The following is a 22,610-nucleotide window of genomic DNA, read 5'->3' as shown; positions in this document are numbered from 1 at the left end:
ACTTATTATTTACCAGACCCCGGTTCTAAGATATTCATCTATGGAGCGTGCGGCAATCCGGGCATCGCCCATGGCAAGAATTACCGTCGCACCACCACGCACGACATCACCGCCTGCCCAGCATTTAGGCTTTGAGGTCTTCATCGTCGCCTTATCAACTTCAATATTCCCCCATTTCCCAGCTTTCAAATCCGGTGTCGTCTGGGGAATGAGAGGGTTCGGTCCCTGACCGATAGCACAGATGACAGTATCCACCGGTACAGTATAATTAGACCCCTCGATCGGCACTGGCTTCCTCCTTCCTGAGGCATCTGGCTCGCCGAGTTGCATCTTGATACACTCCATCGCTTTCACCCAACCCTTTTCATCGCCAATATAGCGGACCGGAAGGGTAAGCCAGTCAAATATCACGCCTTCTTCCTCGGCATGGTGTATCTCTTCTGCCCGTGCCGGCATCTCCTGTTTACTACGACGATAGACGATATGGACCTCGTCTGCACCCAACCTTAATGCGGTGCGCGCACAATCCATCGCCACATTCCCACCGCCGATCACCGCCACCCTTTTTCCCCGGACGATGGGAGTATCATACTCGGGGAAAAGATAAGCCTTCATCAAATTGGAACGCGTCAAATATTCATTTGCCGAATATACTCCATTTAAGTTCTCACCCGGAATATTCATAAACCAGGGTAGACCGGCACCAGTGCCAATATAGACAGCATCAAATTCTTTCAATAACTGGTCGATCGTGGCGGTCTTACCAACAATAAAGTTCAAAACGAGTTTTACCCCGCAACGGACCAGATAATCAACCTCCCGATACACGATTGCCTTGGGCAGACGAAATTCTGGGATCCCATAAACGAGTACACCTCCGGGCTTATGCAATGCCTCAAATATTGTGACGGCATGACCCATCCTGATGAGGTCACCAGCAACAGTCAACCCCCCTGGACCTGAACCAATTACTGCGACCTTTTTGCCAGTCGGGGGTGGCAATTCCGGGATTGGTGCTTCACCCTGCGCCGCTTCGTAGTCCGCGGCAAATCGCTCCAATCTACCAATGGCAACTGGTTCGAACTTCTTCGCCAGGGTGCAGACCTGTTCGCACTGTGTCTCCTGCGGGCAAACCCGCCCACAGACTGCAGGTAAAACATTTTTTTCCTTAATCCGTTTGATAGCTGACTTGAAATCTCCTTCGGCGATAAATTTTATAAACCCTGGAATATCAATCTCTACCGGACAGCCAGAAACACATGGTGCCCTTTTACACTGGAGGCAACGCTTTGCCTCAGCAATCGCCTCTTCTGGACTATATCCATAAGGAACTTCATTAAAATTTTTAATCCGCTCTTTCGGCGGTTGTTCACGCATCGGTGTTTTTTTGGGTATTATTTTTTCAGGCATGATTCCTTACCCTTTAACCGTATTTCTCACATTCATAAAAACTCAGCGATTGTCTTTCTTCGTTTATGTAAATGTGCCTTCTTGTCAATAAATTTTCCCAATCCACGGCATGACCATCAAACTCCGGACCATCAACACAGGCAAATTTTGTCTCTCCGTTGATTATCACCCGACATACACCACACATGCCAGTAGCATCGATCATAATGGGATTTAATCCAACCACCGTCTTTATTCCCATAGGTTTCGTAGTTTGGGAGACTAAATAGGTCAAATAGGTGCATCCCTGGGCATAGATCATATCCACACTCGTTTTTGTGAGATATTCGTTCAAAAATTTATCCACATGACCCACAAAACCTTTGGTCCCATCTCGGGTTATTTCAAAGAGTTCGTCACTATATTTTTTTAATTTCTCCTGCCAGTAGAGTAAGAAACTACTCCGGGCTTCAATGGCGGTAATAACGGTATTACCGTTTTCTTTAAATGCCCTAAGCACCGGATATAAAGCACCAATACCATAACAGCCACCCAGGGCTAAAATTCTTTTATCTGTTACCATCTCCGTGGGTTTGCCCAACGGACCGGCGAGGTCTGCAATCATCTCGCCAGGCTGTAAACAACCCAGTTTCCGGGTTGAAGTTCCCACTTCCATAAAAACCACACTGATACTGTGTTCATCCCAATCTACAAGATTTAAAGGAATCCTCTCACCCTTTTCATCGGCACGGACCACAACAAATTCGCCGGCTTTGGCATTAAGATGAATGACATCTGACTCCAATACCATAAAATGGATATTGGGCACAAGCAGTTCTTTTTTTAAAATCTTAACCATAGTCTTCTCATTTTTTCGTCTCGATTGTACTAAAGAGAATTTCTGATTTCTTAATCATAATCTTTCGATCCGCACTGAACAGTTCCTTATCAATCCTTTTTCTCGGTCATAATACGCAAGCAGAATACCAGGAGGGACATCTTCGGTCACCAGTATTTCGATCACGGTAGTAAAATCCTGGGCTATAACTTTTACGGGTCTACCACTCTCAATCTTCAGCTGCCGGGCATCAGCGGGATTTATCCATAAATAGTGATCCTGACGGAACTTTTTAAAGCCGGTCAAAATTTTTGATAGTGCCTTGTTCCGGTAGCGAAAGACATTTTCCCGGACGACCAGAGAAAAAGGATAAGTCGCATCCACTGACATTTCTTTTTGCTGCACCGTCCGAGGTTTATTGGTCTTCCCGGTTATCGCAAAATCCAGACGTTCAATTATATTTTTTATTATCCATTCATCCGCCCGGGCATTACCCGGAGGTTCTATAACCTTCTTTAATTTCTTCTCTTTCCCATAAAAATCAATAAAACTTCCTTCTATTTCCATAAATGTCGCAGCGGGCAAAAATAGATCAAAATCAAAATCTGGAAGGAAGCAATCCTGCACAATAACCTTTTTATATCTTTTGCCCGGGGGAAGATTAACGCCGATCAAATAGAGACATTCTATCTCCTCATTATCAAAAATGTCATCGGCACTGAACAATTTGCCGCTATTCAAAATGGGAAAGTTTAAAGTCCCAATAAGCGGGAAACATTTGACCTTAGCACTTAAATTCTCCGGTTTGATATTGAAAGGATTATATAATACACAAATATCGCGATGGACGATGAGTTTTCGTGCCTCCAGCAGTTCATCTTTTTTAATCCCGGCAAACTCACGGGGTTTCTCTTTACCAAGGATCGCATCTACTACTGCCCATTCTTCACCCAACCGAGGACGCAGATACAAATCAACCATCTCCGCAGATTTTGTTTTTATCGGATCAATCAAAATGACCACTGGTTTCTCTTTTACGATCTTTCGCATTTTAAGGAGGAATACATTAAAATCGTTTATTATATCAATATTCAGGGCGATTATCGCCAGTTTCGTATCGAATTTCTCAAGGCAGGCTGTGGCAAAATTTTCGATGCTTCTCATCTCGGCACCAAAATTCTCAATACCCGAAATATCGGCGAAGGTGCTTAACGCATTTATCGCCTCTACCGGTAAATCTGGTGCAAAAATAACCCCGGTCCGCTCCTTATGATCTCTAAATATCTTTTCCACGATCTCCAGTGCTTCATCCCAATTAAGCTCTACCAAATGACCATCCTTCCGCAAAAGCGGAGTGATAACCCTCTTAGGATGGTTAATCAGCGGTGCAATCCCGAAACGTCCCCGCACACAGAGTGGATCTCCATTTGGGGTAGTCCTGATGATCTTACCATCTTTAATCTCGGCGTTGATTTGACACCCAATACTACAGAGCATACAATAACTTTTAACCACTTGGTCGGGTCTACCCAAATATTTGCTATAGCGCTCTCGCATCGCCCCAGTCGGACAAGCATCCACACAGGCTCCACAGAACTGGCAATTTGCTTCAATATGGGAAAGTGCAAAGGCAGTTCCCACAAGGGTTTTAGGACCACGATGGTGGAAATCAATCACTGCCGCATTTCTCAATTCATTACAGGCGCGGACGCATCTACCGCAAAGGATGCATAAATTATAATCCCGCTCAAAGAATGGGTCATAATTTTCAACTGGTAGATTACGGTACTGGAATCGATGGGGGATTTCTTTGATCCCAAATTCCTCCACGAGTTTCTGCAGTTCACAAACACCATTCGCCGCACAGTATTTACAGCCAAAAGTAATTGGTTCTTTTTCAATACACTCCATATAATTGTTACAATCCGTTTTCTTCGCACAAATCAAACATGAATAGGGATGTTCGGAAAGAATCAACTCAAGGGTAAATTTTCTCAATGCCCTAAGAAGCGGAGTATCAGTGTTTATGACCATCCCATCTTGAACCGGCAAGGTGCACGCCGTCATCGGTCTGGGATTTCCTTCCACCTCAACAATACAAAGCCGACAGCCACCGTAAGGAGAAAGATTTTCTTGATAACAGAGGGTCGGAATATAAATCCCTTCCCGCCGGCAGACTTCTAAGACAGTCTCACCTCTTTTGGTTTTATATTCTTTGCCATTAATAATTATCGTCATTTTTCCTCTAAAATTTCGACTTGAAATCTTTTCTCAAACTCATATTGCCGGTGTCACCTTTTTCACGGCACCAAATTTCGTAGGACAAACACTGAGGCAGATACCGCACTTGATACATTTTGATTGGTCAATCGCATGAACTTTCTTAAGTTCACCCGTTATCGCCTGAGTCGGGCAATTCTTAGCACAAGCCATACAGCCGGTACACAATGCCGGGTCTATCACATAAGAAATTAGCGCCTTACAGACGAGTGCTGGACATCGTTTTTCTTTGATGTGTGCAAGATACTCTTCTTTAAAATATTTTATCGTTGTCAAAACCGGATTGGGTGCCGTCTGTCCCAGGCCACAGAGGGAAGCAAGCTTTACATTCTCACCAATGGATTCTAAAAGCTCCACATCACCCTCTTTGCCTTTGCCTTCCACAATACGATTTAAAATATCTACCATCTGTTTTGTGCCCAGTCGGCAGGGAACGCATTTACCACAGGATTCCTGCTGTGTGAAATTCAGGAAATAGCGCGCCACATCCACCATACAGGTATCCTCATCCATCACAATCATACCGCCCGAACCCATCATGGAACCGACCGCAGTAAGACTCTCATAATCTATCGGCAGGTCCAAGTGTGCCTCGGGTATACAACCTCCGGATGGTCCGCCCGTCTGCACGGCTTTGAACCTTTTATTATTCGGAATGCCACCACCAATCTCGTAAATGATCTCACGGAGGGTAATACCCATCGGCACTTCCACCAGTCCGGTATTATTAATCTTACCCACCAATGAAAAAATCTTTGTGCCCTTACTATTTTCGGTACCGATTGAAGCAAACCATTCCGCACCCCGGAGGATTATCACCGGCACATTGGCCCAGGTTTCAACATTGTTGATATTGGTCGGCTTACCCCACAATCCCTTCTCCACCGGATAAGGTGGTCGGGTTCGCGGTCTTCCTACCCGGCCTTCTATTGCCGCCATCAATGCCGTCTCCTCACCACAGACAAAGGCACCAGCACCTTGGACTACTTCAATAAAAAAATTAAATCCTGTTCCCAAGATATCCTCACCCAGTAATCCATAATCCATCGCCTGTTTTAAAGCGTGCTGAACTCTTTTTACCGCAAGTGGATATTCCTTCCGGACATATATAAATCCCTTCTGGGCACCGATTGCATAAGCACCGATGAGCATCCCTTCAATAACCGAATGGGGATCGGCCTCCAAAACACTCCGGTCCATAAAAGCTCCGGGATCGCCTTCATCGCCATTACAGATGATATACTTGGGGTAACCTTCAGCAGCCCGACATAATTCCCATTTACGGCCTGTAGGAAATCCAGCCCCACCTCTCCCCCGCAATCCCGATTTTTTAATCTCCTCAATAACCTGTTCTGGGGTCATAGAGGTAAGAACCTTTTCAAGCGCCCGATATCCATCAAAGGCAATATACTCTTCGATATTTTCTGGATCCAGCCGACCCCGATTTCGTAAAACGATGAGGCGCTGGTGTTTGAAAAATCCAATCTCCGACATCCGAGGAACAGGCAGGGTTTCCTTTTCCGGAACATACATCAATTTCTTCGCTGGCCGACCTTTGATAAGATGTTCTTCAACTAAATAAGGAACATCTTTTTCGGTCACCCGTTGATAAAAAATCTCACCCGGCTGGGCGATCACAATCGGTCCCCGCTCGCAGAAACCCTGACAACCAGTGGCAATTACCCGCACTTCACCATGTAATCCGCGCCTGGCAATCTCTTTTTCTAAAGCCTCTTTTACCGCAAATGAACGATTGGATACGCAACCGGTCCCGGCACAGACTAATAAATCTAATCTAAATCCCTTAGATTTTGTCTGCCTTCTGGGCATATTTTTCTAATAACCTATCTATTTTATTTACGGTCGTCTGACCATGGTATTCACCATCAATCACCACTATCGGCGCTAACGCACAGGCACCAAGGCAGTTCACTGTTTCCAGGGTGAAATTATTATCGGGTGTGGTTTCACCAGGTCTTATACCCAGCCGCTCTTCAATCCGGCTTAAAACCGCTGGCGCTCCCCGGACATGACATGCCGTACCCATGCAGACCGTGCACAAATGTTTACCCCGGGGGGTAAGGCTGAAAGCGGCATAGAATGTCGCAATACTGTAAATCTTGCTCAAGGGGATATGAAGCTCCCGTGAAAGTTTAATCAGCACTTCCTTGGGTAAATAATTATATTCATTCTGAATATGGTGAAGCACCTGAATGATATCGACCTTTGCCTCTTTATATTCTTTGATTAGCTTGTCCAGGATTTCCATAAGACTAAAATTATATAAATTTTTTAAAAAAAATCAAGAAGAAAATGCACTGAGTCATTTTTCATATCTTATGAAGGGACAATAAAAATTATGGGCAAAATTTGTAAGGGTAATCGATGATTTAGCGTTGGTATTTTTGTAGGGCAAGGCTTTAGCCTTGCATAAATAAAAAATGCCAACCTGAGGGGATAACCGGTAAAATGGTAGGCGCAGGCTTTAGCCTGCGGATAAATTTTTTAAATCTTAGGGCATTTCGCACCCTGAAGGGTGCGGCTACCTCTAATAATCCAGCGCATAAAAATAATTTGACAAAAAGTGGTGAGGAATCAGGAAAACGCATAGTTTCAAGACATGGTATCCACCCTAAAAGAATATTCTGGGTTGAAAAGATAAAAAAATTTAAATGCAACGAAAAGCCTATCGATCTGAGTATGCTAAACTTATGCCTTTTGTGTACCGTAGGTATATAAAAGGAGAATCAAGTGGATACCATATCTCTGACGGACTCAAAAATTAATATTATTGACTTGATTGGGCTGTTGGATATAATCTGGTATGCAGCTGAAAAAAATCATAATTCTCATTCTCAGCGGGATGGTCATCGGTGTAACCATTTATCTTCTCCAACTCGGGCATCCTGGCGATGATGGACGCACACTAAATATACCCGATACTGATTCAATAAAAGAAATCAATGAAGAATATCTGGGTATTTTTATCAAAGGTCAAAGGGTGGGTTACACATTTACCAAAATTAAAACCCTTAAAGCAGGTTTGGAAATAGAATCGAACAGTCAGATGACAATAAATATGATGAATGAAATAACCACCCTTGCCACTCATCTTTTTGCCCGCACCGACGGAGATTATGCCTTAAAAAATTTTACTATCGCCATCAATGCTAAAGGCCATGAATCGAAGATTGAAGGGGTTATAGACAACCATAAGTTAAATCTTACCACTTACTCCCACGGGGTAAAACAAACTCAGACCAAAGAAATAAAAGATAAACCCTATATCCCGGATGTCGTGGATTTAATCATCCAGAAAAAGAATTTAAAGCCCGGAGATGAAATCACCATCCCTTATTTTGACCCCACAAGCCAGTCTACCGGAGCGGCGAAGATAAAAGTATATCCTCCAGAAAGGGTGAAAGTGTTTGATAAAGAAAGAATAGGTAAAAAAATTGAGATAAATTTTATGGGTATTCTTACTTATCTCTGGCTTGATGAAGACAATAAAATTATAAAGAATGCCACCCCTAATCTCTATATGGAAATGATTCCGATCTCTAAAGAAGAAGCCCTGCGGGAGGTCAAGCCCGAAGAGGCATTTGACCTGCTTGGTTTCTTTTCTGTAAAATTAGCCCAACCGTTACCCTCCGATAAAAAGATAACCTATGTCCAATTGAAACTTTCGGAGATTTCTGATGAAGGTTTGGACCTCGAAGACGATTTTCAGAAGGTGATCTCCAAAGAACCATTGGTCATCGAAATAACCCGAGCGGACATCAATCAACTGCCTCCATCAAATCTTCCCATCAATGAGTATACGGAATTCTTAAAACCATCCGCCTATATTCAGTGTGATCATCCCGAAATAATAAAAGCGGCAAAAAGGATTGTGGGTAATGAAAAATCCGTTATCAATATCAGCCAAAGGTTAACCAATGGTGTCTATCGAATGCTCAATAAAGTCCCCACCCCTTCAATGCCTTCCGCGATTGATGTTTTAAAAACAAAAGAAGGTGACTGCAATGAACATTCTGTTCTCTTCACCGCCCTGGCACGGGCCTTGGGTATCCCAGCAAAAATTTATGTGGGTCTGGTAAATCTGGAAGGCGATGCCTATTTCTATCATGCATGGTGTGCAGTCTGGCTCGGAAAATGGATTCCGGTTGACCCCACCTTCAACCAATTCCCTGCCGATGTTTACCATTTAAAATTAAAAGAAGGAGAGATAGCGGACTGGGCTGAGGTAATGAAAGTGGTGGGAAGAATCCAAATTGAAGTCCTTGAATACCATTAAATGAAAACCCTTCTGGTAAAAAATCTTTCCAAGAGTTTTTCAGGCGTGCCGGCAGTTAAAAACTTAAGTCTAGAATTGGCAAAAGGTGAAATATTTGCCCTGCTCGGACCTAACGGCGCAGGTAAGACTACCACCTTAAAACTCATTGCCGGTTTACTCCACCCTGATAGCGGTGAAATCAAACTCAATGGGATTGAACTCAAAAAAGAACCGGTAAAATATAAATCACTTATCGGCTATGTTCCGGACGAGCCTTTCATTTATGACAAACTCACCGGTCGTGAATTTATCAACTTAGTAGCAGGATTATTTGGGGTCTCCAAGATCGAATACGAGAAAAGAATGGCGACATTGATAAAAAAATTTGAAATCGGTCCGTGGATCGATGAACTTGCTGAAACCTATTCACATGGTATGAAACAGAAGATTATCATGTGCCAGTTGTTGATCCACGACCCACTTTTAATCCTGATTGACGAACCCTTAGTCGGACTCGACCCCAAGATGAGCAAGGTAGTCCGGGAGACTTTCATGGAACTTGCCCAGCAGGGTAAAACCTTGATGGTCTCAACTCACACCCTTTACTTTGCTCAACAAATCGCCCACCGCCTTGGAATAATCAATAAAGGTGAATTAAAATTTGTCGGTACCCCGGAAGAACTCGCACAGTTAACAGGTAGAAAGGACATTGAAGAAATTTATTTGAAATTGACCGAGGAATCTTGAAGTCATTGATTCTACTGCTTGCAGTCCGCCTCCGGCACATCCGCAGGTACTTTACACCGAACAGATACCATATGCCCCGCATAACTTTTTTGATTATCATGTTTGGATTTTTATTGGGCGGTTATTATCTATTCTTCCGTATCTTTAAGTATCTCAACACCGTGGAAATCATTGGACCTGCGATCATGACCCGAACATTGGAGATGATTCTTTTCGTTTTTTTTATCATGCTCCTTTTCAGCAATATCATCAGTTCTTTCTCTACCTTTTATAATAACCTGGAACTAAATTTTCTTTTTTCCTTGCCTGTCCTACCGACTACTATCTACTTATCTAAATTGTTTGAAAGCGCACTTTATTCTTCTTGGGCTACCTTTGCCTTAGCTATCCCTTTAATCTTTGCCTACGGAATCGCTAACCATGCTCTTTTTATTTTTTATCCGCTCACTTTTTTAAGTTTTATTATCTTTTTGTTAATCCCCGCCGCCCTTTCGGTCATCCTAATTTTTCTCTTTATCCGACTATTTCCGCGTTTGCAACCGAGGTATATCATCTTCATCTCCATCCTATTCATCTTATCCTTAATCTTTCTTTACATAAAAATTGGCAATCCATCATTGTTACGAATCTTTGAAACCGAAAATGAGCAGGAATTACTAACATTTGTGGCCCAATTGACCACCGTGGGTGGTCATTATCTCCCATCAACTTGGCTGGGCAATATCTTCAAGGATTTCCTCACCTTTAATAAAACCGGCATTCTCAACATCCTCCGACTTCTCTTTGCCGCCCTCAGTTGTCTTTCTTTATCTTACCTCAGCGCTGAGTTTTTCTATCACAAATCTTTTCTTCTTGTCGCCGAACAGGCAGGGAAAGTAAACAAGAAAAAGTCAATCCTGGCTCGTTTCCCCAAAAATGCATTTCAAACATTCTTGTTTAAAGATATCATTCTTTTCTTGCGCGAACCAGTACAGTGGGTTCAGCTCTCCATATTCATTATTTTACTCATCATCTATGTTCTCTCTCTTCGCCGGACACCGATATACTTTGGTTTTTCCTTTTGGCGCACATTCCTTGCTTTTGCCAATTTTGCATATGTAAGTTTTGTCATCGCTACTCTTGGGGTCCGGTTCATCTTCCCGGCCCTCAGCCTGGAAAGAAAAGGTATCTGGATAATCGTTTCTTCGCCTTGCCGATTAAAAAAAGTGATTTTAACCAAATATTTATTCTATGCGTTAATCGGAGTAATCATCATGGAATGTCTGCTTTTCATTGCTAATATCTTTATTAAAACTGAAGCGGTAATTTTCAATTTCACCTTAGTCATTGGATTATTTGTGGCTCTCGCTTTGGTCTCAATCAACATTGGCATAGGCTGTATCTTTCCGCAATTTAATGAAGATAATCCTTCAAAAATCGCCTCGGGAAGCGGGGGGATTATTGCTGCATTGATTAGTATTGCCTTTATCGGTATTGTAATCGTCTTATTTGCTGCTCCGGTTCACAATTATTTATTCAGCATCTATTTTAACCGTCCTTTGAATTGGAAACTTTTTGCTATATCTTTTACTGTCTTCGGAATACTTAGTCTTATTACAATATATCTCCCGATAAAATTGGGTATTAAGGCACTCGAAAAACGGGATTTTTAAGAACCAATTTTCTTCAGATAATCAATCACCTGTGCAATCTGTTCTTCAGGGGTAGAAGCACCAGCGGTGATTCCTACACTCTTTATCCCTTTAAACCATGCCCAATCGATGTCGTTTACCGACTCAACATGATACGCCGGTTTAATGCTTTTACAAATCTGATAGAGACGTGTGGTATTGGCGCTATTCTTACCACCAATCACAATCATAATATCCACCTTTTGGGCGAGTGCGAGCGCTTCTTTAATCCGTAGAATTGTCTCGTCGCAGATGGTATTATAAATTTTCATCTCTGTTACCTTCGGTAATAGATTTCGTACCGCATTGTAAAAATGTTCAAAATCCAATGTGGTCTGTGGAACAATCCCAATCCTTTTATGCCTCAATTTCAGATCCTCAGAGTAAATTGCTGAATTCTTTCCTGCATAACCCAGTAATCCCTTTACCTCGGGGTGGTCTTTTTCTCCAACGATGATCACAAAATATCCTTCTTGTTTCAGTTTCTCGGCATATAACTGAGCACGGCGCACTTTTGGGCAGGTAGCATCAATAATATTAACACCTCGCCTCTTCAATTTTTCCAGCGTTGCAGGTCGCACACCATGGGAACGAATGATTACGGTAATTCCATTACCCTTCAATTCCTTTATATCCTCAATTACTTTTATCCCTTTTTCCTCAAGTTCAGCAACGAAATCTCGGTTATGAATAAGGGGACCAAAAGAATAAACTGATTGGTACTTTTCAGTCGCCTCCATTGCCATTTTTATCGCCCTTTTCACTCCAAAACAAAAACCAGAGTGGCGCGCACAGTAGATCTTCATCGCAGCTTAGCAACCCCCTCCCGGATTCTGCTTGCAAACCGTTCATAATCTTCTTTCGTATTTTTAAAACCATCAGGAAAGATAGGTTTGCCATAAATGATCTTCAATTTATGCCAACGCAAAACCAATCCCAGCCAGTTTTTATTCGAATTTATTATCCGCACCGGGACCACCGGGATCTGGTAATTTATCGCCAGAAAACCCACGCCCGGATTAAATGGTAATAATATTCCCTTTCGGGAACGCGTTCCTTCGGGAAAAATCACCACAGCCTTGCCCGCCTTGAGCAATCTAACTGCCAGCCTTATCCCCTGGCCATCTTCAAGATTTATCGCATTATAGGTTCTGATGAGCCAGGTAAAGAATTTTGAAATGATAAAGAGCCCGGGTTTGGCAAGAAAAAAAACCTCCCGGAATGCTGTATAGCCAATCAAAGGCGGGTCTAAGAAGGAGAGATGATTACTCGCAAGAATTAAAGGACCCTTTTTAGGAATTCTACCCCTAATCTCCACACCCGTGAGTAGGATAAAAAGGGGAAATGTCAAAAGCCATGATATGAGCCATTTAAGTCCCATAACTATTTTCTAAAAATTATATTCATAAAAATTAAGAAAGCAAGCCATTTCTGGAATCCCATTCCAACTTCTCGATCAAAATTACAAACTCCTTGACATCTCAGCAACAATAACTATAATAGCCTATGATTATTTTATTACTTTTGATGCAGATCGACGAAGGGTATCTCACCGTACGCTCAGAAAAAGACGGACTCCCGATCTATGTGGAGAACGATTATATCGGAAAGACACCGATTATCAAGTATCCACTTAAACCAGGTGAATACAATGTTGGGTTTTTTCCTCAGGATTCGATTGAAACCGCTTCCTATCAATTTAAAAATGGCAACCTTGGTGCATTATGGCGGATTGCCAAATTTGGTGAAGGAATGGTGAAGGTAAAGATCGAAGCAAACAAAGAAACGATTGTAAATCTAAACTATGATGCCGTCCGTACTGCACCCACCAAGGCAAAGGCACGAGTCTTCAGCTGTTTGGGTGGTATGTTTATTATGGGTATTCTTGCCACTTTATGCTTTCAGGCAATCTTTTAAAGATCATTTGCTTCCATCTCATCAACTTTCACCTGCCTATCGCCGTTGTGCACTTTCAGTCAAGTTTCACAAATATGTCCAGAAGATGGCCCTCTTTATCAAAAACCCGGTGCTCATTCCGGTAAATCACCTCGCTTTTGCCGTCATCATAAACTTTTAAATCGATCCATCCTCTTTTACAGGAAAAACAAAAAGGAAATAGATACTCCCAAGATTTATCTGTCGTCAGATCTAAAAAATAGATGTAATCCCAGAGTCTATTATTATAAGGTTTTTTGGCATGAAACAAAATATACCTTCCATTCGTAGAGAATGCATAATTAGTAATGCTTGTCCATTGTTTTAAGTCCAATGTTTTTTTATTCTTATTTATTATCACCATCACCGGGTTGTCATTAAATCGGTCGGTAATAAAAAAAACGATCTTATCTGGGTAGATCCTTGTCAGGTCGGCACATATCTTCCGCTTACCACCTTTTGTATAGACAAATAGCTTTTTCTTATTGGCTGTATAGACGCTAAGTTTTGTATAGTGGCTATCGCATTCCGGGAAATATCGCTCTTCACATATAAAAAATCTCTGATGGTCTGGTGATACACCTGCTTTCTCAAAATAGTAACTCCCGTTGGTGGTATCCTCTTCCCTTTTCAAAATCCTTTGTGTTATCAGACTATCGTTTCTGTAGAATTTTAATGTATCACCGGATAAAAAAACTAAAATATCTGAAGATCTCGTCAGGCTGTGCAACACGCCGTTGGGCAAGAGTAAGATTAATAAAATTCCTATCACCGAAAAGGATAATAATCCCCGTTCCCACAATTGTTGAATTTTTGTATTCAACTTATCCATATTTCCGTCCAGATGTTTCCACATCCTGCAGGATATTTTTGGGGGACATTTTAAATATTATGAATATGATTTTTACGGTGCTGTCAGTGTAAACTTCGCATCAAGATAAGCACCATCGGTATCGGTCGCGCGAACAACAATTTCAAAAGATAAATTTTCCTGAACGACTCCTGTTATTATTCCGGTTTTTCTATCAATTCTTAATCCGGGTGGCCCTTTTAATAACTCAAAACTGATTTCATCGCCATCAGGGTCAACGATTGGAATCTTATAATAAATACTATCGGGTTTATACGGAATGGAATCCAATCCTTCTTTTAAAATAGGCGGTGAATTAACAATATCAATTTGCAAAACATAGGGATTTGAGACAGTGTCACCATCAGCAACATAAAGTTCAGCCGAAATACGGTCGCCCTTTTTGAGTTTTAAATCCTTTAATTTTAAAGTCGTTGATGAATCGGTCAATCGATTTTTATAATTGATTGTCCAATAACAAATCCATCTCAGTGAATCACCATCAGGGTCAAAACCTTCTCCGAGCACAGATAATTCATCGGTTGAGGTAAGTATGCTATCAGGTGTTATCCTTGCAGATTTTATTTGTGGTGGTGCATTACTTACAATAACTTCATCGCTTCGTTTTGTACTACCCTTTTGTTTCCCGTCATCCGGCGTAACTTCAGCAAAAATCTTATCTCCCCTTTTTAAATTCTCTGCATAGAATTCAATACCTTCACCTATTTTCCTGCCATTCACATACCAGTTTACAAAAAACTTGATATCATCACCTTCTCTGTCATATGCATTTATACGAAGAATTAATCTTGATCCCAAAGTCGGATTAAAAGGTAATATTTTTATTTCTTTAATTTCCGGTGGGGTATTAACACCTATCTGTTCCTCTTTTTTACCCTTACAGTTAATTAACACAATTAACACCAACAAACAAAAGATAGAAACAAAATGTTTATCTCTCATCAATGTTACCCCCAATGTTATTGGATATTTTAATCAGAATTTTTATGAAGTCAAGAGGGGCAGAGCAATTGATACTCTGCCCCTATAATTTTATTCCGTTATTGTATTATCGCCAATAATATAACCGTCTGCAGTGTATTGCAATTGTTTGAGCAGTTTTATAGATTTAACATATTGATGTCTTCCTTTTCCGAAGAAACTGATTTCTACTTTACAAGGTACCTGTAGATTTTCAATGCCAATAACCTTATCATATTTATCAGTAATCACTGTCTTATTGGGTATTATTTCCATCCAGGCTTCTTCATAGTTTATTGAATCGCCCCTTATCTCAAGTATCGTTCCAATTTCCGAAGGCACTATCCAATCCGCGTTTTCTTCAAGATATTTATATTTATCAGTTCCTTGCTGTGCAATTAAAATAATGGGGATTATAATAAAAATTAATCTTGCGAATTTCATTTTAACCTCCTTTAACGACCACGCCATATCATCACACCACCCCTGGGATTGAATGGCAGGGGCGTCTGGATCGCTTTTATTCCACCCGATGTTTGTATAAATACCTTCTCTTGTTTTGGCCCAATGACAAGCGCAGGTTCAGATGGTAAATCTCCAATAACAGGAACATAACGTTTGTGTTCACCCGTTGTTGTCTTTCCCAGTATGTCTGTTTTGTAGGCGGTCCCGGTAATATAGTAGACAACCCAGAGATTTCCTGCAGAAGGACCTCCACTACCACCAATACAGAGGTCAGGACCCGTGGGATTCTGTTGAGTTGTATCCGAAGGAATAAATGTTGTAAATATCACCGCGCCACCTAAAACCACCGGAGCGGTAATTACGCGTTCCCCTGTGGTGAAAAGAAATCTAATAAACCATCCCTGCTTTAGGTTTACTGCATTGACAAGATCATCCCAGGTATCAATTCCCGGTCCTGCACCTGAAACTGAATCATCAAAAACCTTCACATTCGTCACATTAAAAAGGTCGTCGTAGGTAAATGCAGGAACTGTAGCAGTTCCACGGGTAGTATCATCTCTAATTCCAATGAAAACCATCGTATCTTTATTGGCTGCGTCAAGATTTGAAATGTATTTACCACTACCAAAGTATATCCATAATCTCCCATATTCATCAGTGGCCACCGATCCTTCAGCAGTAACCGGTTTATTTAGATTTATTACCTGTTCATACACCCAGTTACTCGGATGACTCTCACGGGTTTTGATTCTGTAAATTTTTCCTTTATTGTTTTTCTCCATCGTGCCAAAATATATAAGTTCTGTGGAATAGTTTAATCCCCAATCAGCAGCAAAAATATTTGTGATTGCACAGGTGTCATTTAGCATTATCGTACGCACCGTATCACCAGTATAAGGGTTCAACACAAATATTCTACCACGCTGAGTCACTTCGCCAACCAATGATTGAGGACCAGAGCCAAAGACTAAATACCAGTTATTCTGACATTTAACCATAGTCGGCACACAAAAAGTTAAACCCAGATCGCTACGTGTGAACTCCCATAACAACCTCGGGTAGTTGTTTGATTCTGGATTGGTTATATCAAAACAGGAATAAGAAGAACGATATGTATTTGAACCAACAGTTATTGGATAACCTCCCTGACGCATACCTGCGATTAGAACCGTTCCCCAGCCCTGTGGATGATCGACATCAGAAGGAAAGATTCTAACATCTGTCGGGTAAGGTTTTAAATCAACATAAGGAACATGGCAATAAGTAGAATCTCTGAGCCATTTCAATTGTGGTAAAAGATTGAAAGGAATATATGCCCATAGTTCTTGACCCAAAGGTTTATTCAGAGGGTCTATCTCGGCAATCTCATACATTCCACCAAGACGATTATATTTACCCGAATTGAATGCATGTAACATACCATCATTTGCCCCTGCATATACGACAATCCTGCGGTCCTTGTATTGATTCCAGAAGATATTATATGTGCCATCATTGTATATCAAATCATAAGATTCTGAAGGCGAACCAACAAGCATGGGCTGGGAGTAAATGATATCCCCGAGTTTCCACACATTACCATCGGTGAATAACCTTCTGCGCCATTTATTGTAATCTGTACCCCTTATGTAATTTATAAGTTTATCACAGGAATCAGCATTGCCACTATGAAATCCAAGGTGTTGGTCTATAGTATTATTCGTAGTAACAAAAGGAACCAGGAGACCACCAAGATTAGTATATATCGTTCTATTAGCTGGCAATGTTGTTCTTAACAGATTCCCTGCATTCCAGATAAAATTCAAACTCTCAACAGGCACAGTGTCAAGCGGGACCAATAATGATTCCATAGATATTCCCGCGGTGTCACGGAAACGAGCGGCCATGGTCCTGTTGAACTGCGTGGAAAAGAACATTTTTACAACATTATCCTGTTTTAAATGAAGCCGATTATTTCCCTGGGTCTCTTCACGCACCAATCCCGAATCGTCAACCCAAAGGGATTGAACTGTTCCCAGCCATTTCAGATCATAGTTAGGTAGTTGCAACCTGGGCCAAAATTGTGAACTTACAACAAAGCCTGCGCCTTTTGTTCCCCCACCGCTTACCGAGGTTGCTGAGGCACTCGTGACTCTTGCAATTGTCTGAATATCCACGAAAATCTCATTGAGTGCATCTTCAAGCGCCTGTCCATCCTGGATATAATAGAAGTGATCTGGCCTTCCATCATTGTTTGAATCATATTCACTCTGTTTATCATACTTTTTATATCCCGGTGAACCAGGGAGATCTGAATCAACAAAACCGCCGTGTTTGGCAATGTGTCTGAATAACATGGAATCTGCGTCATTATCTTCGCCGCGCGCAAAGAGGTAGATAGTGTAGAAATTGATTGTCTGGTTATCCGGAATATCATTTCTTAAATCATTGACATGGGCATAATAGGCATAATCATCTGCGGGTCTATCATGCCCCCATATTGGAGATGGTGCAGGTGGATTATTACTACCATCGCAATCATCGTATGGGTCAATACCATTGTAAGGATTATTAGCATAATCATAATCATAGGCATATTTCCAGAAGGCATTGTAATTGGAACCGTAAGGGGAATCATACCAAGGCAAATGATTGCAGGTAATCGTTGCAGCATCACTATTTGAACCGCCATCACCAATTACAATTGCAAACATTGGACGGCAGGATACAGAAACAGTATCACCGCCTACAACCTCAAACCACGGGTCCCTTGGAGTTCCTACCCAGGATGCATTCCAAGTATAATTTACTGGTGTGCGGGCAAAGTGCGGCCCACTCTGGAATCTTAAATAGTGAATCGCCTCAAATATTGCATTACCTGTGGGTGTCCCACCTGTAGGTTGGTTTTGACCGTCATGATTTTCATATACCGTGAGCAATCTTATCAAACTTGAATCAAATGTGCATTTCACTCTTTCATAAAATCGGCTAGAGGTTGAAAAAGTAAGCAGAGCGAATCCGGGTGCATCACTATCCCAAACATAATCATCATCTTTATCTGCAATTTCTCTAATAATACCTTTAGTTCGCTCCGTTGAATCACTCGTAACAATCCCATACCATGTTTTAGAACCAAAACCATTTTGGACACTTGGAACTTCAAAAAGAAGACGCGATTTATTATTATATGCAATGCCTTTTCCTCCCGTGAAAGCCTTTCGTGCAATATCCATCCTTGTCATAAACGCATAATTTATTTGGTTCCCAGAATATTTACCGCTTCCAGCTCCCGTGTGTTTAACAAAATACCAATTACCGCCAACATTAACTGAATCGTATGTATAATTGGGATTGGCATAACCATAATAAGTAAAACTTGGATTGTAAGGCTCATTCCAATAATGGTATGCCCAGAATCTCATACTTCCGGTCATATCTTGTATCAGCAAAACATAGGGTCTTACCACTGCGGTCTTGCCACCAACGAATGGTGGTGCAGTACAATAGTTGTTCATTTCTTGGGCAATAAAAACACCGCCCAGCAAAAGAATAAATGTTATGATTTTCTTCATTTCTTCCTCCTTTTTATACTAATCTATACCGATCACACGCTTTATTTCAGTCTCGGTTGTAACACTATCACCTGCCGGACCACACGAAGCAGCGAGAATTTTGTAGTAATAACTAGCACCCCCTGTAGCCAGTCCCTGTCCGGCACCAAAATAACCGCGGGCGAATTTTATCACTGCTCCCGCCTCGGTTGCGGCAAATAGCGGTCGGACATACACATGGACACGATAATTCCCTATATTCTGAAGAAATGTAGTGTCAACGATATTGTGCGCCTCAAAATTTTTATGGGCATTCAAAACACCTAATTCAAGACCTCCCTCACAGGCCTCAAATGCGGTCTGATAACGCTTCTGGCCCGCAGTCACATTCAATGCCCGGATCACCAGATAAACTGCGAGGCTGCCGATGATGAGAATCAATATCATTGTGCCCAATGCTACCAGTAATGCGATACCCTTATTTTCAGGAGCCTTGGGATATGAGAATTTAGGAATTTTTATCATAAACTCCTCCTAACTTCTATAATTTCTTGGCCAGGCAATTGTTTGTACAATCACCCGTTTAAAACGACGCTGGATATCATTTAAAGGATAGGTGTGGTCTTCTATTGTTATTGTATTATCAGGATAACGATAATCAGTTAATCCCCGTTCACTTAAGACCACAAAAGTTGTACGGATGATAAACAAATGCCTCATCAAATCATTCTGGCTGAAGTTACTCAAGTCATTGTGCCACTCAATGTAGTTCGTCATACTATCAATTATGCCATTATCATTCACATCAACTCCATATCTAAATTGGATATCTTCCACATTCTCAAGAAAAACCTCATTTCCCCGCATCAACTGGCGTTGGTTATTTACGTAATATGATATTCCATTTACTAATGAATTATAATCATACACAATACAGATTGCCCCCTGGCCGGCATTAGTGATTCTATTTAAGTGAAGTTCTAAGGCAGGAATTGTCTCGGCGCCGGCGCCATAGGAAATAGTATCTATATCTTGAATTACTAATCCAGTATCTAATAAACTTTTTTTGTTGCTCACAATGCCGATTCTATCCCCTATTGAAAAATTAGATATTGTCTCCTCATGACGATACACCTTTATTCTATCACTATTCAACGCCACCTCAAGCACCGGTGCCCAGTTTGCACGCGACGCCTCAAAACTAAATGCCATACTCCTCATTCCCAAACTATCCCTTGTATTGCTGTAATTTTGGGGGAAAAATACTTGGTCATTTTGTCCCATTCCATATCCTGCCATAAATAAATCCCAACGTAATATGGTCAGTGCTGCCTGGGCATCGGTTTGAAGAATAGATGTGGTCTGGACATTGATCGCCTTAGTCTGCTGCATTGTCAGAACCGAATAAATTGCTCCTAAAACAATCATCAGGATCACAAGAGACACCATCAATTCAATTAGTGTCATACCTTTAGTTAATTTAAACATTTTTGGTTTTCTAAATTTTCCCATTTTTTACCTCCATTTAACATAATCGGTATAGAAAATTCTCTTACCTTTGTTGTTGATAATCATTCTTATAGTGCGGGCACCGTTGGTGGGATAATTATCTGCTACATTCCAGAAAACACGGTAGGTCGTCTTTCCAATTGCTCTGCCTACGACATTAGTAGAATCAGCAAGATTGGCGAGAGTAGTATCATTAAGGTGCAATGAATCACAAGTTGGAGATACTAACGGATCACTGATATAAACAGACTTTAGAACTTCCATCCCACGAGTTATAATCTCACGTGCCTCCCGTCCTTCTTTCACTTTTTGATTAGTTCTCATACTTATAATTGTCAATTGAGAGGCAGCAAGAACGCCTAAGACAAGAATAACGATCGCCACCAAAATTTCAACGAGTGTAAAACCTTTTCGCATAACTCCTCCTTAATTAATTATTAGAACCATCCGCCATTACCGTAACGATAAATTTTAACTCTGCCAAGGGAATTTATACCAATACCGTAACTATCTTTTCCATCAGTTATGTAAATAACACCTCGATTAGCACCGCCCCTATTATCTATTTGGAGCACATCATTAGGTGGAAAATCAATACCGTCCCCGGCTGGCGCATCAACCCATCCTTCCGGTGGGTGACCAGTAACTCCAGAGGCACAACCAAAACTTATGTTACCTCCGGTGGTCTGCCCAAGTGAATATTCGTTTTCAAATGTTCCGTTTGGAGTAACATAAGTAACTTTGTATTTTCTAAAAGCAGTATTAAAGGTAATGGTATGGACAATACTCGTTGATAATGCCCGTTCCCTTATCTGTTTCAAATCTTGAGCAATCATTTGTGCTGCAGCCTTAATCCTAGCCTGCCTCTGCATACCTGCAAAATTTGGTACAGCAAGGGCAATAATAACCCCAATAATACCAATTACCACCATCAATTCAACAAGAGTCATACCTCTACTTACGCGTTTTTTATTATTTTTTGCCATAACACCTCCTTAAAACCATATTAAGAGTAAATATCATCATCCACTATATAATATAGCAAAAAATATGCCTGGTTTTTTAGAAAAGGTATTGAAATTTCATGCGTTTTTATGAAAAAAATAAATTATTGGGTAAAAAATTACCCAATAAATGTAATTTAATTCTCCCCCCAAAAACTCAACATTTTTGCTGCTGCTGAAAAAATGTTGAGTTTTGCGATTGATATTGACACCATTACGAATTTTTATATAATTTACTATGACTGAAAATAAACAAGAAAACAAAGAGCAATTACTGGAAGAACCTATTCCAGTTAAGGATATCCTCTTAATGACTATCCTTTCTCTTGAAGGTAAGGCATGGGCATACCTTGGTCTCACTGCCCACCCCGAAACCCAGAAACCCCAAAAAGATTTGAATGAAGCAAAACTTGCTATTGATTCTATAGAAGCCCTGTTTAAATTGATAGAACCTTTCTTAACAAATGAAGAGAAAAAAGACATTCAGGTCCGTTTGACCAATTTAAGATTGAATTTTGTCAAAGAATAAAAGGTGTGGAATAAATTAAAAAAAATATTACCTGAATTCTTATTATTTATTTTTATCTTTGCCGTTTATGTCTATTCCCTCTGCCCCACTGTTTATCTGATAGACTCCGGTGAACTTGCAGGCGCAAGTTACACACTGGGAATTGCCCATCCAACAGGTTATCCTTTATACACCATAATATCCTATTTCTTTGCTCGTATCCCTGGCGAACCCATAAAAAATCTCAATTTTTTATCAACATTATTCTCAATTCTTGCGGCTATTTTTTTGTACATTACCATAAAAAAAATAACCAAGAACAATATTATTTCAATCATAATCACATCTTTATTTGCGTTTTCGCCCATAATCTGGCGTATCTCCATCACGAATGAGGTCTATCCGCTAACTGGTTTATTTTGCGTTTTATTATTGTTTCTTTTATATAAATTGAATGACACAAGAATTTTCTATGCTTTGATGTTTTTTATTGGGCTTGCCTTCACGAATCATATCATAATATTCTCCCTTGCAATTCCGTTGTTTCTCTATGTAATAATAATATACCGACCGTCTTTGAAAATTATTATAACTGGGTTATTCTTTACAATAATTGCTATATCACTCT

Annotated in this window: 21 protein-coding genes; 6 read left to right on the top strand and 15 right to left on the bottom strand. The window is 40.9% G+C overall.

Going from position 1 to position 22,610, the window contains the following annotated elements:
- Positions 1-9: 9 nt before the first annotated feature.
- The 5 genes from gltA to nuoE are packed head-to-tail and all read right to left on the bottom strand — an operon-like array spanning position 10 to position 6,776.
- Entirely contained in the window at positions 10-1,410 is a 1,401-nt protein-coding gene (gene gltA / locus ABIL39_02415; protein MEO0164974.1) for an NADPH-dependent glutamate synthase, read from the bottom strand.
- Positions 1,411-1,423: 13 nt separating this feature from the next.
- Positions 1,424-2,248: a sulfide/dihydroorotate dehydrogenase-like FAD/NAD-binding protein gene (locus ABIL39_02410; protein MEO0164973.1), complete on the bottom strand. Its 825-nt coding sequence runs from the start codon at positions 2,246-2,248 to the stop codon at positions 1,424-1,426.
- 54 nt (positions 2,249-2,302) lie between these two features.
- Positions 2,303-4,465, bottom strand: a complete 2,163-nt coding sequence (locus ABIL39_02405) for a 2Fe-2S iron-sulfur cluster-binding protein (protein ID MEO0164972.1) — start codon at positions 4,463-4,465, stop codon at positions 2,303-2,305.
- Positions 4,466-4,504: 39 nt separating this feature from the next.
- A complete protein-coding gene (gene nuoF, locus ABIL39_02400; protein ID MEO0164971.1) occupies positions 4,505-6,337 on the bottom strand; it encodes an NADH-quinone oxidoreductase subunit NuoF in 1,833 nt (610 codons plus the stop codon).
- Positions 6,312-6,776 carry an NADH-quinone oxidoreductase subunit NuoE gene (gene nuoE / locus ABIL39_02395; protein ID MEO0164970.1) on the bottom strand — a complete coding sequence of 155 codons (465 nt, stop codon included), beginning with the start codon at positions 6,774-6,776 and terminating at the stop codon, positions 6,312-6,314. The genes nuoF and nuoE overlap by 26 nt, the downstream gene beginning before the upstream one ends.
- A gap of 555 nt (positions 6,777-7,331) precedes the next feature.
- On the opposite strand from nuoE, the gene ABIL39_02390 reads away from it, so the two are divergent.
- From ABIL39_02390 to ABIL39_02380, 3 genes are all read left to right on the top strand, one after another.
- Positions 7,332-8,804, top strand: coding sequence for a transglutaminase family protein (locus ABIL39_02390; protein MEO0164969.1), 1,473 nt, complete (start codon positions 7,332-7,334; stop codon positions 8,802-8,804).
- Positions 8,805-9,530 (top strand): ABC transporter ATP-binding protein, encoded by a 726-nt coding sequence (locus ABIL39_02385; protein MEO0164968.1) that lies wholly within the window; start codon positions 8,805-8,807, stop codon positions 9,528-9,530. It abuts the gene before it with no gap.
- A 71-nt stretch (positions 9,531-9,601) separates the two neighbouring features.
- Entirely contained in the window at positions 9,602-11,182 is a 1,581-nt protein-coding gene (locus ABIL39_02380; GenBank protein MEO0164967.1) for a hypothetical protein, read from the top strand.
- Here the strand turns inward: ABIL39_02380 and ispH are convergent.
- A complete protein-coding gene (gene ispH / locus ABIL39_02375; protein MEO0164966.1) occupies positions 11,179-12,006 on the bottom strand; it encodes a 4-hydroxy-3-methylbut-2-enyl diphosphate reductase in 828 nt (275 codons plus the stop codon). The genes ABIL39_02380 and ispH overlap by 4 nt on opposite strands.
- Positions 12,003-12,581, bottom strand: a complete 579-nt coding sequence (locus tag ABIL39_02370) for a lysophospholipid acyltransferase family protein (GenBank protein ID MEO0164965.1) — start codon at positions 12,579-12,581, stop codon at positions 12,003-12,005. The genes ispH and ABIL39_02370 overlap by 4 nt, the downstream gene beginning before the upstream one ends.
- A 125-nt stretch (positions 12,582-12,706) precedes the next feature.
- On the opposite strand from ABIL39_02370, the gene ABIL39_02365 reads away from it, so the two are divergent.
- Positions 12,707-13,117: a PEGA domain-containing protein gene (locus ABIL39_02365; GenBank protein ID MEO0164964.1), complete on the top strand. Its 411-nt coding sequence runs from the start codon at positions 12,707-12,709 to the stop codon at positions 13,115-13,117.
- A gap of 55 nt (positions 13,118-13,172) precedes the next feature.
- On the opposite strand, the gene ABIL39_02360 is transcribed toward ABIL39_02365, so the two are convergent.
- The 8 genes from ABIL39_02360 to ABIL39_02325 form a co-directional block, all read right to left on the bottom strand.
- Entirely contained in the window at positions 13,173-13,991 is an 819-nt protein-coding gene (locus tag ABIL39_02360) for a hypothetical protein (GenBank protein MEO0164963.1), read from the bottom strand.
- A 48-nt stretch (positions 13,992-14,039) separates the two neighbouring features.
- Positions 14,040-14,948, bottom strand: a complete 909-nt coding sequence (locus ABIL39_02355) for an Ig domain-containing protein (protein ID MEO0164962.1) — start codon at positions 14,946-14,948, stop codon at positions 14,040-14,042.
- 90 nt (positions 14,949-15,038) lie between these two features.
- The gene (locus ABIL39_02350; GenBank protein ID MEO0164961.1) at positions 15,039-15,410 is read right to left on the bottom strand and encodes a hypothetical protein; all 372 of its coding nucleotides are present in this window, start codon (positions 15,408-15,410) and stop codon (positions 15,039-15,041) included.
- A gap of 11 nt (positions 15,411-15,421) precedes the next feature.
- On the bottom strand, positions 15,422-18,982 hold the full coding sequence (locus ABIL39_02345) for a PilC/PilY family type IV pilus protein (GenBank protein MEO0164960.1): 3,561 nt from the start codon (positions 18,980-18,982) through the stop codon (positions 15,422-15,424).
- Positions 18,983-19,000: 18 nt separating this feature from the next.
- Positions 19,001-19,486, bottom strand: a complete 486-nt coding sequence (locus ABIL39_02340; protein MEO0164959.1) for a pilus assembly PilX N-terminal domain-containing protein — start codon at positions 19,484-19,486, stop codon at positions 19,001-19,003.
- Between the two features lie 9 nt (positions 19,487-19,495).
- Complete coding sequence (locus ABIL39_02335) at positions 19,496-20,473, bottom strand: prepilin-type N-terminal cleavage/methylation domain-containing protein (GenBank protein ID MEO0164958.1); 978 nt, start codon at positions 20,471-20,473, stop codon at positions 19,496-19,498.
- A gap of 3 nt (positions 20,474-20,476) precedes the next feature.
- Complete coding sequence (locus ABIL39_02330) at positions 20,477-20,887, bottom strand: prepilin-type N-terminal cleavage/methylation domain-containing protein (GenBank protein ID MEO0164957.1); 411 nt, start codon at positions 20,885-20,887, stop codon at positions 20,477-20,479.
- A 20-nt stretch (positions 20,888-20,907) separates the two neighbouring features.
- Complete coding sequence (locus ABIL39_02325; GenBank protein MEO0164956.1) at positions 20,908-21,456, bottom strand: prepilin-type N-terminal cleavage/methylation domain-containing protein; 549 nt, start codon at positions 21,454-21,456, stop codon at positions 20,908-20,910.
- Positions 21,457-21,712: 256 nt separating this feature from the next.
- Here ABIL39_02325 and ABIL39_02320 point away from each other — a divergent pair, with 256 nt between their 5' ends.
- Together ABIL39_02320 and ABIL39_02315 are read left to right on the top strand one after the other, a co-directional pair.
- On the top strand, positions 21,713-22,003 hold the full coding sequence (locus tag ABIL39_02320; GenBank protein MEO0164955.1) for a DUF1844 domain-containing protein: 291 nt from the start codon (positions 21,713-21,715) through the stop codon (positions 22,001-22,003).
- A gap of 3 nt (positions 22,004-22,006) precedes the next feature.
- Positions 22,007-22,610 (top strand): DUF2723 domain-containing protein (locus ABIL39_02315; GenBank protein MEO0164954.1); only part of this gene is annotated, 604 nt, incomplete at its 3' end.

Source organism: candidate division WOR-3 bacterium, from assembly GCA_039802205.1.
Taxonomy (GTDB): Bacteria; Hydrothermota; Tepidihabitantia; order SM23-42; family JAOAFX01; genus JAOAFX01.
This window is presented reverse-complemented; position numbering and strand designations above follow the sequence as displayed.